This window comes from Myxococcus sp. AB025B (genome assembly GCF_006518215.1).
Lineage (GTDB): Bacteria > Myxococcota > Myxococcia > Myxococcales > Myxococcaceae > Myxococcus > Myxococcus fulvus.
In genome coordinates this window covers 1-14,088 of the sequence record NZ_SRLW01000261.1, presented here as the reverse complement: position 1 = coordinate 14,088, position 14,088 = coordinate 1, and the positions used below count along the sequence as shown (strand labels likewise).

Genomic DNA, 14,088 nt, shown 5'->3' with positions numbered 1-14,088 from the left:
GCGCTCGTCCTGGACGGAGGGGGGCGGCGTCTCGGGCACGTCCCGCGAGACGACCAGGCGCGGTGACAGGGGCGCCGTGGCGGGCGCGGACTTCCTGCCGCCGCGCGGGGCCTTCCGGGTCGAGCCCTTCCTCGCGGCGCTCTTCCGCGGGGCCGCCTTCCTCGCGACGCGCTTCGTCGTGGCAGCCTTCTTCGCGGTGCTCTTGCGAGCCGCGCCCTTCTTCGCGGCGCTCTTCCTCGCGGTGGCCTTCCGGGCCGTGGGCTTCTTCGTCGCGGCCTTCTTCGTCGTGGAGGCGCGCCGGGATGACTTCTTCGCAGCACTCGACTTGCGCTTCTTCGTCGCCATGGGTGAGCCCCTCCTGGGCGGCGCGCATCGTAGCGCTCTCCTGGTGCGGGTCGGCAGCCCCTGGGTGCAGGTCTCCGGCCGGCGCCTCCCCGGTGGAGCCCACCGGCGGCCCCTCCGCTCGCCCGCACGCCGAGTGTCGACTCGTCGGTGCCGGCCCCCTGTCCGGCCCCACGGCTTGGCGCTCGCCTGGACGCCTGGGGGGCGGTGGTCCGGCATCCGGACTTTTCCCCAGGGATTCCAGGGTCTTGGTCAACTTTGACCCAGCCGGACCGGAGCGCATCGATGGCCTGGAACCCTGGCGGACAAACTGTTAGCAGGCCGGGCGTTGGTTCACCTGATTGCTCCTGGCGTCATGCTGGTAGCAAGAGGGCCCCGCGAGATGTTCACATGCCGCCGCGCGCTGCGAGCAGGGCCGCCCCGCGCGCATTGGAATGCCCCCGCCCGAACCCCATTGGACTTCCGCCTCTGAATGAATGACTCGCTAGAGACCCTCCTCGCCGATGGAATCATCGAGGCCGTTCTCGGCCAACTGAAGACGGGCAAGGAGGCGGAGGTGTGGCTCGTCCAGCACGCCGGGCAGGTGGTGGCGGCCAAGCTGTACAAGGAGCGCCACGAGCGTAACTTCCGCAACAACGTGGGCTACCGGGAGGGGCGTGAGGTGCGCAATTCGCGCACGCGTCGCGCCATGGAGAAGGGCAGCAAGTTCGGGCAGGCCGCCGCGGAGGAAGCCTGGAAGAGCGCGGAGTCGGACTCGCTCTACAAGCTGCACGCGCAGGGCGTCCGGGTGCCCACGCCGGTGTTGTTCTACGAGGGCATCCTCCTGATGGAGGTGGTCATCGACGCGCAGGGGCATCCGGCCCCGCGCCTGGTCGAGGCGCCGCCGACCACGCCCGAGGAAGCGCTGGCGATGTACGTGGACCTGCGCGCGCAGGTCATCAGCATGCTGTGCGCGGACCTCATCCACGGAGACCTGTCGCCGTACAACATCCTGATGGGGTACGCGGGGCCGGTCATCATCGACTTCCCGCAGACCATCGCCGCGGCGCGCAACAACCGCGCGGAGTTCTACTTCCGCCGCGACCTGGACAACGTGCGCGAGTTCCTCGCGACGTACGCTCCCGCGCTGTACGGCATGGCGGGGGACACCGGCGAAATCTGGAGCGCCTATGTGCGGCGCGAGCTCACGCCGGAGTTCGTGCCCTCGGGAGGCTTCCGTGAGGGGGCTCGCCGTGGAGGCCAGGGCAGGGGCCGTCCGGACGCGCGCTTCGGGGGCGGCCATCCGCGCCTGGAGCAGCGGGCGCCACAGGTCGAGGTCGCGCCCGCTCCGCCCAAGCCGGCGATGACGCCCGAGGAGGCCGCCGAGGCGGAGCTGCTCGAGTTGGAGGCGCTGGTGCTGAGGCAGGGGGGTGGCGAGCGAGGCAAGCCGCCCGCCGCTCCGGCGCAGCGAGGAGGCCGCAGGGGTCCGGGGCGAGGACCGCCGCGCTCGGGCAACAACCGTCCGAACCCGCCCGCGTCGCAGCAGGCGCGTCCGGCGGGAGGTGGTGGTGCTCGGCCTCCGCAGGCGAATGGCGCGCGGCCGCCGCAGGGAGAGCAGCGCAATGGAGGTCCTCGGGGCTTCCAGGGCGGCGCGCACAACGGCAACGGCGAGGCAGCGCGCAACGGTGACTCGCGCAACGGCGCGCATCGGCCGCAGGGCGGCGCGGGAGAGTCGCGCGGTGGTGGACCTCGCGGCTTCCAGGGCGGCGCGGGCCAAGGCGCTGGAGACTCGCGCGGGGGTCCTCGTGGCTTCCAGGGCGAGCGCCGCAACGGCAATGCGGCGCAAGGCGCTGGAGATTCGCGCGGTGAGCCTCGTGGGTTCCAGGGCGAGCGCCGTAACGGTGATGCTGCGCAAGGCGCTGGGGATTCGCGCGGTGAGCCTCGTGGCTTCCAGGGCGAGCGCCGTAACGGTGATGCCGCGCAGGGCCCGGGCGACTCGCGCGGCGGTCCTCGCGGCTTCCAGGGCGAGCGCCGTAACGGTGATGCCGCGCAGGGCCCGGGCGACTCGCGCGGCGGCCCTCGCGGCTTCCAGGGCGAGCGCCGTCATGGGGATGCGACGCAAGGCGCTGGCGACTCGCGTGGTGGTCCTCGCGGCTTCTCGGGCGAGGCTCGCGGCTCGGGTGATTCACGTGGCGGTGGTCCTCGCGGCTTCCAGGGTGAGCGTCGCAATGGAGGCCCCAGGGACTTCCAGGGTGAAGCTCGCAACGGCCAGGACGCGCACGCGTCCGTCGCCCCTGCGTTCGAGGGCGGGGACACGCGTGGCGCGGAGGCTTCACGCAACGGTGGCCCGCGGGGTCCCGGCGACTTCCGCAATGGAAACCGCCGCGGCGACCCGTCCGAGCCCCGCAACGGCCACGCCAACTCACGTCCCCCGATGAACGGGCGCGGCAACCGCGACGAGCGTCAGCCCCTGGTCGAGCACCGGGGACAGGGCAACGAGGTCCAGGCTGGCACGAGCAACACCTTCGCCGGCAATGACGCGCGGCCTCCCCGTGGCGAGCGCCGCGGAGGCCCCAATCGGCCCTCGCAGCCCACCGTGGAGACCCGTCCGCCGACCGGCCCGGGGGGCAACACGCTGCGCGAGGCGCGCCAGCAGCGCCCCAACTCGAACCGGGGCAACGCACCTCGCGGTCCCCGAGGCGGTCCCCAGGTGAGCTACGTCGCGAGGAACAACAATCCGTCCGACTCGGGCCCCACCGAGACCGGCTCCTGAGGCCCCAGGGCCCGGTGGACGCCAGTCGTCACCGGGCCCTTCCCCACTTCGACACGGCGTCACGTCATCCCACGCGGATGACGACCTTGCCGAAGTGGGCCCCGCTCTTCAGGTGATGGAACGCCGCCACCGCCTCGTCGAAGGGGAACACGCGGTCCACCACCGGGCGGACGGAGTGCTGCGAGAACGCACGCAGCAGCGCCTCGAAGCTCTGCCGATGTCCGACCAGGATGCCCTGCACCCGCAGGTTCTGCATCAGGATGGACGTCAACGGCACCGCCCCCGCGACCCCGCTCAGCACGCCGATGACGGACACCGTGCCGCCGGGCCGCACCGCGCGCAGCGACTTCTCGAACGTCCCCGCCCCGCCCACCTCCACGACATGGTCCACGCCCGCGTTGCCCGTGAGCGCACGCGCCGCCTTGTCCCAGTCCGGCGTCGTCACGTAGTTGATGCCGTCGTGCGCCCCCAGCCCGCGCGCGCGCTCCAGCTTGTCGTCGCGGCTCGACGTGATGAGGACGCGCGCGCCCATCAACCGCGCAATCTGCAGCGCGAAGATGGAGACGCCTCCCGTCCCCTGGAGCAACACCGCGTCCCCCGCCTTGAGCGCGCCATGCGTCACCAGTGCGCTCCACGCCGTGAGGGCCGCGCAGGGCAGCGTCGCGGCCTCCTCGTCGGTGAGGTAGTCGGGCGTGGGCACCACCCCGTCCTCGCGCAGCACCATCGTGTCCGCGAGCGCGCCATCCAGCGGCCCACCCAGCGTGGACTGCTGCGCCAGGCGCGTCGGCTCACCGGCGGCCCACGCCTGCGCGAAGAGCCCGATGACCCGCTCTCCGACCTTCACCCGCGTGACGCCCGGCCCCACCGCATCCACCACTCCCGCGCCATCCGAGTTGGGGACCAGCGGTAGCTTCTGCCGCGGGTTGTAGCGCCCCTCCACCATCATCAGGTCGCGGTAGTTCAGGCTCGTCGCCTTCACCCGCACGCGCACCTGGAACGGGCCCGGCGTGGGGTCCGGCCGCTCGCACGACACCAGCTTCTCCAACCCGAATCCGTCCCGAATCTCGTAGGCCTTCATGGGTCCGGTTCTACCGCTCCCGCACGCCCGGGGGGAGGTGCGTCCACGAGTCCCATGCGAATACACTCCACGTTCAACAGTGCACGCGCTCCTCCTCCTCACCTGCTCGCTCCTCGCCTCCGCGCCGAGTGCCCGCTTCCCGCAGGGAACCGCGCGCATGGAGGTGGGCCCCGCGCCCCACGGGCTGCCGGACTGGAGCCTCCAGCGCTGCGCCGAGTGTCACGCGCCCGAGGTCGAGGCCTGGAGGAACAGCGGCCATGCCTCGGCGCGCACGGATGACGTCTTCCAGGTCGCCATCACCGAGGACCGTCCGGGCTGGTGCGTCCAGTGTCACGCGCCCCTCGCGCGGAACCTGGAGCGGGGCGCGCTGCCCGCGAACAGTCCCCCCGAGGAGCACGGCGTCACCTGCGCGGCCTGTCACGCGCGCATCGACAAGGCCCAGGCCACCCCGGGCATGCCCTGCGCGGGCTGCCACCAGTTCGGCTTCCCCGTCCTGAACATCGATGGCCAGCGCGTGCGCCTCTCCAAGACGCAGTGGCAACAAGACACCGTGGGCGAGTGGACCGCCTGGCGCAAGGCCACCGGAGACACGCGCCACTGCACCCACTGCCACATGCCCCGGGGTGACCACGGCCTCGGCGGAACCCGGCGCACCGAGGCGCTCAAGGCGGCGCTCGTCGTGGAGCCGCGCGATGGCGAGCTCGTGCTGTCCACGCGCGAGGTGGGCCATGGCTTCCCCTCCGGCGACGTCATGCGCTGGGTGAGCGTGGAGGTCGCCGACACTCCCCTCTTCGAGTCCGCCACCACCGTGGCCACGCTGGGCCGCCGCCTGGAGGTGCGCCAGTGGGCCCCGGAGCCGCTGGCCCACCTGGGCGCCATCGAGGACACCCGGCTCGTCCCAGGCCGCCCCCTCCGCGTCCGGCTCCCGTCCACGGCCCGCTACGCGCGCGTCGTCTACCACCTGGTGTCCCGCGAGCAGGAAGACTCGGGGCTCTACCCCGCGGGCCTCTCGCAGCTGGTGCTGTGGGCCGCACCCCTTCCGCCACCCCGACACACCCCGGAGCGCAAGCCATGATCCTCCTGTCGCTCATCCTCGCCGCCGCCCCACCCGTCCTGCTCGAGCCCGACGCGGGCGGCGCGCACCGGCTGCATCCGCGCCGCGTGACGGCGTCCACGTTCCTGGAGAACGGCTGGAACAAGCACGCGCAGAACTACCTGCCGCTCTACGTCGCGGACGACGACCCGGCCACCGCGTGGGTGGAGGGCGCGAAGGGGCGCGGCGAGGGAGAGGCCCTGGAGTGGTGGGGACCGTCCCTCACGCGCGCCAAGGTGTTCCGCGTCTTCGTGCGCAACGGCTACCAGAAGTCCGAGAAGCTCTACCGCGCCAACGCGCGTCCCCGGAAGGTGAAGCTGGAGCCGCTGGTCCAGGGCGAGACGGGCCCGCGGACGACGGGCGCGCCGGTGGAGGCGGAGCTGCGCGACGTGCTCGGCTGGCAGGAGGTCCGCGTGCCCGTGCCGGAGCGCGTGGGCGGCGTGCGGCTCACGCTCGTGTCCACCTATCCGGGCGCGACGTATGACGACACGTGCCTGAGCGACTTGCGCGTGTACGTGGAGGGTGAGGACCCGTACAAGGCCGAGGCGGAGACGGCGGCCTTCGAGCAGGTGCGCACCTACGCGTACGAGCGGAAGATGGCCGCCGCGCGCAACGACACGAAGGCGAAGGTGGAGTGGGCGCCGCGCTACAAGGTGGAGACGCTCTTCGAGAAGGACTTCACGGAGCAGGAGATGCTCTCGCGCCCCGGTGGGGTGATGAGCGTCGCCGCCTCGGACTTCCTGGCCACCGTGCCGGAGAAGCCCGCGTACAAGGCCGCGCTCGCTCGCGCCCGGCGGATGGCCGCGGAGTTCGACCGCGTCGACCTGAACCGCGCGGGCACCGACTCCGAGGCCCGCAGGACGTGGACCCGCGTGAAGCCCGCGCAGCTGCGCCCCCAGAAGGCGGCGGCGGGCGCGGCGCTGTCCGCGATGGAGGACCCTGGCCTGGTGCGGGTGGCCGGCCTGCTCCACCTGGCGGACGCCACGTTCTTCGAGGCCGACACGACCCAGGCGCAGATGAAGGCGCGAATCCAGAAGGCGCTCGCCCAGGAAGGTCGCGAGCTCATCGCGTGCGAGAAGCGGTGCGAGAAGGAGCGCCGCGAGGCCCCAGCCGAAGCGGACTTCACCTGTGAGGAGGAGTGCTCGGGCGTCTTCGCGGACTCGTCGGGCTCCAAGAGCGAGATGCTGGAGCACCGGGCCGCGGGCGGCGAGTTCCTCCAGGGCCCGCTCGACAAGCCCACCGCGTTCCTGCGCGGCACCTCCGAGGCCTCCGGCAATCGCGAGGTGTGGCTCACCTTCCGCCAGACGCTCATCACCTACAAGGACCAGCGGGCCGACTCGGTGGTCGTCTACGGCAACATGCAGGGCTCGGACGACCCGGTCTTCTTCTACGTGCTCGAGTGGAGCGAGAAGGCGGGCAAGTCGCGCCTGGAGAGCATCACCGCCTTCGTGGTGAACGCGCAGGCCGCGCGAGTGCTGCGCTACCGCCCCGCCTCCAGCGCCTGAGCGGACAGTTGCGCCACCGCCTGCCGGGGCGTGAGGATGAGGAAGGGCATCCCGTGCCGGTCCGCCATGGACAGCACGCGCTTGTCCTTGCTCACCAGCCACGACGCCCCGGCCCGCGCGGCCAGGACGAGGAACTTCTGGTCGTCGCGGTCCTTGCACCGGGGGAGCTCCAGCGCCGAGTTCCCCTCTCCCGCCGGCAGTACCCGCGCGTGCTCGCGATAGCGCGCGAGCGCCGTGCTCCGCGCATCCTGGGCCCGGCCGGGCAGGAAGTGGCGCGAGGCGAGCACATGGCCCAGCTCCGCGAGCGTCGCGTCCTCGGCCCAGGCCACCAGTCGTCCGTCTCGCAGGGCCTGGTGCAGCTCACGCAGGGCCGGGTCCTCGAACACGTAGAGGTCCAGGACGACATTGGTGTCGAGCACCACGGGCAGCACGGGGGCAACGGGCGTCATTCGGGTTTCCTGCGGGCACGGTATGCTGGCCCCGCATCGCATGAGGGGGTCGGATGGAACTACAACTTCTGAAGTGTCCGGGCTGCGGCGCGAACCTACCGCCCCCCGCCTCGGCGAATGGCATCCTCACCTGCGCCTACTGCGGGGCGATGGTGTCCGCCAAGGGCGTGGCCGTCTGGCCCAAGCCCGCGCGTCCCGCGGATGACCCGCCCTTCGCTCCGGACCGGCCTCGCGTCACCGTGGCGGGGACGCGCTACGTGCTGCTCGGCCGCCTGGGCCAGGGGGACAGCTGCGACGTGTTCCTCGCGCGGCGCGACGCGCGCATCACGGAGATGGTGGTGCTGAAGGTCGCCCGAGCGCTGTCGGATGGAGACCTGGTCGCGCGGGAGTACGAAATCCTCGAGGAGCTCCAGGGCTCCAGCGCCCAGGGCGCCGAGCACTTCACGCGGCTGCTCCCCCAGCCCGTGGCCCGGGGCAAGGTGAAGGACCCGGTGGGTACCTCGCGCCCGGCGGCCGTGTATCGCTGGACGAGCGGCTTCCAGCACTCGCTGACGGAGCTGCGTCAGGTGCATCCGGAGGGCATCGACCCGCGCGCGGCGGTGTGGATGTGGAAGCGCGCGCTGGAGGTGCTCGGCTTCGTGCACCGCGCGGGCTACGTCCACGGCGCGGTGCTGCCGCCCCACCTGCTCGTGCACCCCAGGGACCATGGCGTGATGCTGGTGGGCTGGTCCAATGCCACGAGGTACCACTCGACCCTGGCCCTGCCGTCCGGCAGCGTGGCCCACCCGGACTTCTATCCGGAGGAGCTGCTGGACGGCGCCACGCCCTCGCCCGCCACGGACCTGGTCATGCTCGCGCGCTCCCTCGCCTGGGTGCTCGGTGGGACGGCGGCGACGGGCCAGGCTCCAGCGAAGGTGCCGGCGCCGCTCGTCGCGCTGCTGCGCGACCAGGCCCGGCTCCAGCGCGGCGCGAGCCTCGATGCGTGGAGCGTGAAGGAAGCGGTGTCACGGGCGGCGCTCGAGGCCTTCGGTCCTCCGCGCTTCGTTCCCTTCACCCTGCCCGGGTGGCGTTGAGCGCGGCGCAACGCCGTGGCGTGGAAGGAGAGTCGAGCGATGGGTTACGGGAGCTACAGCAGCCAGGCGCACGAGGCGCTCATCCAGACCCGGGGGACCTTGTCCCGGCAGGTCCTCTTCCGGCAGGAGCGCTGCCATCCGTTGATGGACCCGCGCGGGGTGAACTGGCGCGAGAGTCGGGACAGCGAGGAGCACCCCCTCTCGCTGGGCATCGTCTTCGCGCTCGACGTGACGGGCTCCATGGGTGACATCCCGGAGCTGCTGGCGCGGCGCGGGCTGCCCAGCTTCATGCGGGCGCTCCTGGACGTGGGCGTGACGGACTCACAGGTGCTCTTCATGGCGGTGGGCGACGCGAACAGCGACCGCGCCCCGCTGCAGGTCGGCCAGTTCGAGTCCAACGAGCGACAGATGGACCAGTGGCTCACCTCGTCCTTCCTGGAAGGCGGCGGAGGCACGCCGGGCCACGAGTCGTATGAGCTGGCGATGTACTTCGCCGCGCGCCACACGGACCTGGACTGCTTCCGCAAGCGCAACCGCCGGGGCTACTTCTTCATGACGGGTGACGAGCGGCCCTACCCGTTCGTCTCGCACACGCAGGTGGCTTCGCTCATGGGGGACGGGCTGGAGAAGGACCTGCCCGTGCAGCAGGTGGTGGACGAGCTCCAGCGCGCCTTCGAGCCCTTCTTCCTCATCCCCGGTCTGGCCCGCCGCCGCAACTGCGAGCGGCACTGGCGGGAGCTGCTCGGGGACCGCGTCATCTGTCTGGAGGAGCCTGGGGACTGCGTGGACGTGACCTCCAGTCTCGTCGGCCTGTGCGAGGGCGCCATCGCGGACATCGACGCGCTGGCCCGCCACCTGGAGCGCGAGGGCAGGGATCGCTCCCGACGCGGCGCCGTCATCCGCGCGCTCACGCCCTTCGCCGCCACGCTGGGACGCGACGGCACGCCGCAGCCGCGGCTGGAGGACGAGCACCTGCCCTTCGACGACGCCAGCTCCGGCCACCGGCGCATCGTCCCTCGCGACGGGCGATGAGCGCCTCGCGCGCGGCCCACATCGTCGTCGACCTGGGCTTCGGCGACGCGGGCAAGGGCACCCTCACGGACTGGCTGACGCGTCGACATGACGCGAGGCTCGTGGTGCGCTTCAACGGCGGCGCGCAGGCGGGGCACAACGTCGTCACCGAGGACGGCCGACACCACACCTTCTCCCAGTTCGGCGCGGGCACCTTCGTGCCTGGCGTGGGGACGCACCTGGCGCACTCCACCGTCTTCCATCCGCTGGCCCTGCGCGTCGAGGCCCGCTACCTCGCCGAGCGCGGTGTGCCGGAGGCCCTGTCCCGCGTGACGGTGAGCGAGCGGGCCCGCGTCATCACGCCGTTCCATCAAGCGGCGGGGAGGCTGCGGGAGCTGGCTCGCGGGGCCGCGCGACACGGCACCTGCGGCGTGGGCGTGGGTGAGACGGTGCGCGATGCGCTCGCGCATCCCGGGGACACCGTGCTCGCGGGCGACCTGAGGGACGCGGGCGGACTCGTGCGCAAGGCCCGCGCGGCGCAGGAGCGCTTGAGGACCGAGCTGGTCGAAGTGCTGCGGATGACCCATGGACTCCCCGACGCCGCGCCGGAGCGGGCGATGTTGGAGGACTCCGGCGTGAGTGCCCGTTGGGCGGAGGCCGTGCGGAGCATCGAGCCTCTCCAGCGCGTGGTCGACGACGCATGGCTCGGGGCCCGGCTTCGCGCGGGCACCACGCTCTTCGAGGGCGCGCAGGGTGTGCTGCTGGACGAGTGGCGCGGCTTCCATCCCCACACCACCTGGAGCACGTGCACCTTCGAGCCCGCGCTGGCCTTGCTGCGCGAGCATGGCTTCGATGGCGAGGTGCACCGGCTGGGCGTGCTGCGCGCCCATGCCACGCGCCACGGCGAGGGCCCCTTCCCCACCGAGGACGCGAGCCTCGCGCCCTCTCTCCCCGAGCCGCACAACGGCGCCGACGGCTGGCAGGGCGGCTTTCGCGTGGGCGCCTTCGACGCGGTGCTCGGCCGCTATGCGCTCGAGGTCTGCGGCGGCGTGGATGCGCTCGCGGTGACGCACCTGGACCGGCTGACCTCGCGCTGGCCGGTGTGCGACGCGTATCGCGCCGCGCCCGGACAGGTCGGCTCCGACGAGGACTCGCCCCTGGTGCGTGAAGCGCCGGGCTCCGAGCGCATCACCGCGCTGCGCCCCAGCGACTCCGGGCGGGACCTCGACTGGCAGGCGCGCCTGACGCGGGCCCTGGCGCGCTGCGTGCCCGAGCGGAGGACCCTGGAGCTGGGTGGACCCCCGGAGGCTCGCGTCGAGTGCTTCCTCGGCTGGGTGGAAGCCGCCCTGGGCACACGCGTCACCGTGGTGTCCCGGGGGCCGACAGCCGGGGACAAGCAGCCCCGAGGCTGACGCCACCCTCGCCTCCGCGCTAGCGTCGCCGTGCCGCGGGACGCGGTGTCTCGAACGAGGGGGTCAAGCCAACATGGGGTACGGGTCCTACAGTCACGAAGCGCACAGGGCGATGACGGAGGCTCGCAGCGAGCTGCCGCCGCAAGAGGTGTTCAGGCAGCGCGCCTGTCATCCCAGGATGGACCCGTTCGGGGTGAAGCTCCGCGAGAGCCGGGACAGCGCGGCCCACCCGAACTCGCTCGCCGTCGTCATGTCGCTCGACGTGACGGGCTCCATGGGCAACATCCCCGAAATCCTGGCGCGCAAGACGTTCCCCTCGTTCATGAAGGACCTGATGGACGCGGGCATCGCGGACCCGCAGGTGCTCTTCATGGCCGTGGGTGACGCGGACTACGACAGGGCCCCGCTCCAGGTCGGCCAGTTCGAGTCCTCCGAGCAGCAGCTGGACCAGTGGCTCACGTGGATGTTCCTGGAGCGCGGTGGCGGCTCGAACCCCTCCGAGTCCTACGAGCTGGGCATGTACTTCGCCGCCGAGCACACCGCGATGGACTGCTTCGAGAAGCGCGGCAAGAAGGGCTACTTCTTCATGACGGGCGACGAGCCGCCCTCCGAGGAGGTGGCGGCGCGCCACGTGACGAAGCTCATCGGCGACTCGATGAAGGACAACCAGCCCATCTACCAGACGGTGAAGCGGCTGGAGCGGACGTTCCATCCGTTCTTCCTCATCCCGGACCAGCGCCGCCGAGGCTCTTGCGAGGAGACCTGGCGCATCGTCCTGGAGGACCGGGTCATCTGCATGGACGACGCCGTGGACACCTGCGACGTGGCCGCCGCGTTGGTCGCCCTCACCGAGCGCGCCGTGCCGCACCTGGACGCGCTGGGCAGGCGGTTGAGGGACGCCGGCAAGCCCGCCGAGCGGGTGAAGAGCGTCCTGCGGGCCGTGGAGCCCTGGGCCCAGAAGCCGCGCGACACGCCATAGGACAGTGCCGGCGTCAGGCCCTTTCCCACGGGGCCCGACGCCGTGATACCCCCAGGCCGTGAGTGATTCCTTCGAACGGCTCGGGTTGTCGCCGGACACGCTCGGCGCGCTGCGCCGGGTGCGCTTCACCCAGCCCACCCCCATCCAGGTCCAGGCCATCCCTCCCGCGCTCGCGGGCAAGGACGTCATCGGCTGCGCGGCCACGGGCACCGGCAAGACGGCCGCCTATGTGCTCCCCCTCGTCGAGCGCTTCGCGGGCCGGAAGGGCACGCTGGGGCTGGTGCTCGCGCCCACGCGGGAGTTGGTGCGGCAGATTGCCGAGCCGCTGGGCGTCTTCGCCGAGGCGCGCGGCCTGACGCACACCGTGGTCATCGGCGGCGAGGACATGTCCGCGCAGGTGGAGGCGCTGAAGGCCCATCCCACCTTCGTGCTCGCCACGCCGGGCCGGCTGGTGGACCTGCTGGAGACGGGCTCGGTGAGCCTGTACCGGATGGAGGGGCTGGTGCTCGACGAGGCGGACCGGATGCTCGACATGGGCTTTTTGCCCCAGTTGGAGCGCATCCTCGCCGCGCTGCCTCGCAAGCGGCAGACGCTGTTGTTCTCCGCGACGCTCGGCCCCGACGTGGGCAGGTTCGCGCGGGAGCGGCTGCACAAGCCGGTGCGCGTGGAGGTGACCCGCAGCGGGACTCCCGCCGAGCGGGCCGAGCAGCGGCTCTACATCGTGAAGCCAGAGGAGAAGTCGGCGCTGCTGCTCACGTTGCTCGCGCAGAGCGACTCGACGGCGCTCGTCTTCGCCAAGTCGAAGGAGCGCGCGGACAAGGTGCTGCGGCTGCTCCAGCGCGAGGGCCACAAGAGCGCGGTGCTGCACGCGGACCGGACGCAGAACCAGCGGCGCCAGGCGCTCGAGGGCTTCCGCGAGGGGACCTACCGGTGCCTGGTGGCGACGGACATCGCCGCGCGCGGCCTGGACGTGGAGGACGTGGGACAGGTCATCAACTACGACCTGCCGCACTCGCCCGAGGACTACGTGCACCGCATCGGCCGCACGGCGCGCGCGCAGGCCAGTGGCGTCGCGTCCACCTTCGCCACGTCGCGGGACAAGCACGTGGTGGCGGAGATCGAACGCATCATGCGCGGACAGATTCCCCGCGTCCCCGTGCCGCGCGAGGACCCCGTGTTCCAGGAGGCGTGGACGCGCTTCCTCGCGTCCCAGAAGGACCCCGGTCCTCCGCAGAAGGACTCGGGAGCGTCCCCCGGCAAGGAGCAGGGTCGCCACGCCCGGACCCACGGCAAGCGCAGGCCCCGCTGAGCGGCACCACCGCTCGAGCGTGCTCCCATCCACCGCAGGAGGCCCTCGGAGCCCCCGGGCGCTCCTGCCTGTGGCGCTCGCCCTCCGCCGCAGGAGGCCCTCGGAGTCCCCGGGCGCGCCTGCGTGGCGCTCGCCCTCCGCCGCAGGAGGCCCTCGGAGTCCCTGGGCGCGCCTGCGTGACGCTCGCCCTGCCGCCCACCCGCGGCTTCGACGGGGAACGGCCTTCAGCGCGTGGCGGCCTGCTCCCGCGCCAGCTCCGCGCGGAAGAACGCGCTGCCCTCGGCCAGCGTGCGCATGTAGCCGCGCACGTCCTCGCGCGCCTCGGGCGACAGCTTGAAGAACGGCGTCACGTGCTCGTCCGGCACGTAGCGGAACGTCAGGTTGATGCGGCGCGTGCGGAAGTCCGGCAGCTTCGGCGCCAGGTCATGCCCCGCGCGCGTGTCCACCCGCTGCACCCGATGGAACGTCTCCTCCTTCCACCGCGCCCCACCGAACAGCTCCAGCGCCCCGTCGTCCAGCCACTGCTCCAGCACCACCGCGTCCCGCTCACCGGGCCGAGAGGACGTCACGAACTGGATGAGCGCCCGCTCGCCGAAGGACAGCGACGCCACCGGGCCGGGCTCGAAGTCCTTGTGCTCGCCCACCCGCGCCGTGTCCACCCAGCGGTCCTCCTCCAGCCGGTTGCCGTAGAAGTTCACCAGACACGTGTTGAGGTGCCAGCCCTTGGGCATGTCCGGCCCCCGGAACATGCGCCGCGCCAGCTCCTCGATCTTCGTCACCTGCCGCTGGAGCACCTCCGGGAACGGCTCCGCCTTCACGCACCGGTTCCAGACGCCCTTGGGCGGCCGGTAGTAATCCAGGCACGCGAACTGCCAGTTGCCCAGCCAGTACACCGGCCGGAGCAGGCGCCGCTGCTGCTGCCCCGGCGGCGGCGGGAAGTGCTTCGAGAAGCGCTCCTCCCACAGCGGGTGCAGCCCCCCCAGCCAGGGTTCGGCGAATAGCGCAACGACAATGGCGATGAGCGCATACACAGACATGCCAAATCGCCACTGGCGAATCTTCTGTCTCCTGCCCAGGGCCCAGTC

11 protein-coding genes and 1 pseudogene are annotated in these 14,088 nt (G+C 72.1%); 8 read left to right on the top strand and 4 right to left on the bottom strand.

The window, feature by feature from the left end:
- Nucleotides 1-345, bottom strand: a pseudogene (locus FL311_RS32625) (EF-hand domain-containing protein); the annotation flags it as partial.
- Nucleotides 346-814: 469 nt separating this feature from the next.
- Here FL311_RS32625 and FL311_RS32620 point away from each other — a divergent pair.
- Complete coding sequence (locus tag FL311_RS32620; protein ID WP_141331390.1) at nucleotides 815-3,094, top strand: RIO1 family regulatory kinase/ATPase; 2,280 nt, start codon at nucleotides 815-817, stop codon at nucleotides 3,092-3,094.
- A 64-nt stretch (nucleotides 3,095-3,158) separates the two neighbouring features.
- On the opposite strand, the gene FL311_RS32615 is transcribed toward FL311_RS32620, so the two are convergent.
- Nucleotides 3,159-4,172: an NAD(P)-dependent alcohol dehydrogenase gene (locus tag FL311_RS32615; protein WP_141331388.1), complete on the bottom strand. Its 1,014-nt coding sequence runs from the start codon at nucleotides 4,170-4,172 to the stop codon at nucleotides 3,159-3,161.
- 157 nt (nucleotides 4,173-4,329) lie between these two features.
- Between FL311_RS32615 and FL311_RS32610 the strand changes: the two genes are divergently transcribed.
- Nucleotides 4,330-5,247, top strand: a complete 918-nt coding sequence (locus FL311_RS32610; protein ID WP_228557234.1) for a cytochrome c family protein — start codon at nucleotides 4,330-4,332, stop codon at nucleotides 5,245-5,247.
- A complete protein-coding gene (locus tag FL311_RS32605; protein WP_141331384.1) occupies nucleotides 5,244-6,770 on the top strand; it encodes a hypothetical protein in 1,527 nt (508 codons plus the stop codon). The genes FL311_RS32610 and FL311_RS32605 overlap by 4 nt, the downstream gene beginning before the upstream one ends.
- Here the strand turns inward: FL311_RS32605 and FL311_RS32600 are convergent.
- On the bottom strand, nucleotides 6,746-7,219 hold the full coding sequence (locus tag FL311_RS32600; protein ID WP_141331382.1) for a putative toxin-antitoxin system toxin component, PIN family: 474 nt from the start codon (nucleotides 7,217-7,219) through the stop codon (nucleotides 6,746-6,748). The genes FL311_RS32605 and FL311_RS32600 overlap by 25 nt on opposite strands.
- Before the next feature lie 53 nt (nucleotides 7,220-7,272).
- Between FL311_RS32600 and FL311_RS32595 the strand changes: the two genes are divergently transcribed.
- From FL311_RS32595 to FL311_RS32575, 5 genes are all read left to right on the top strand, one after another.
- On the top strand, nucleotides 7,273-8,292 hold the full coding sequence (locus FL311_RS32595) for a hypothetical protein (RefSeq protein ID WP_141331380.1): 1,020 nt from the start codon (nucleotides 7,273-7,275) through the stop codon (nucleotides 8,290-8,292).
- A 39-nt stretch (nucleotides 8,293-8,331) separates the two neighbouring features.
- A complete protein-coding gene (locus FL311_RS45555) occupies nucleotides 8,332-9,324 on the top strand; it encodes a VWA domain-containing protein (protein WP_228557233.1) in 993 nt (330 codons plus the stop codon).
- The gene (locus FL311_RS32585) at nucleotides 9,321-10,715 is read left to right on the top strand and encodes an adenylosuccinate synthetase (RefSeq protein WP_141331378.1); all 1,395 of its coding nucleotides are present in this window, start codon (nucleotides 9,321-9,323) and stop codon (nucleotides 10,713-10,715) included. Before FL311_RS45555 ends, FL311_RS32585 begins: the two co-directional genes overlap by 4 nt.
- A gap of 112 nt (nucleotides 10,716-10,827) precedes the next feature.
- Nucleotides 10,828-11,694, top strand: coding sequence for a VWA domain-containing protein (locus tag FL311_RS32580; protein ID WP_228557232.1), 867 nt, complete (start codon nucleotides 10,828-10,830; stop codon nucleotides 11,692-11,694).
- 58 nt (nucleotides 11,695-11,752) lie between these two features.
- Complete coding sequence (locus FL311_RS32575; RefSeq protein WP_141331374.1) at nucleotides 11,753-13,003, top strand: DEAD/DEAH box helicase; 1,251 nt, start codon at nucleotides 11,753-11,755, stop codon at nucleotides 13,001-13,003.
- A 224-nt stretch (nucleotides 13,004-13,227) separates the two neighbouring features.
- Here the strand turns inward: FL311_RS32575 and FL311_RS32570 are convergent, their stop codons facing one another.
- Nucleotides 13,228-14,079: an alpha-ketoglutarate-dependent dioxygenase AlkB gene (locus tag FL311_RS32570; RefSeq protein WP_228557235.1), complete on the bottom strand. Its 852-nt coding sequence runs from the start codon at nucleotides 14,077-14,079 to the stop codon at nucleotides 13,228-13,230.
- Nucleotides 14,080-14,088: the final 9 nt, after the last annotated feature.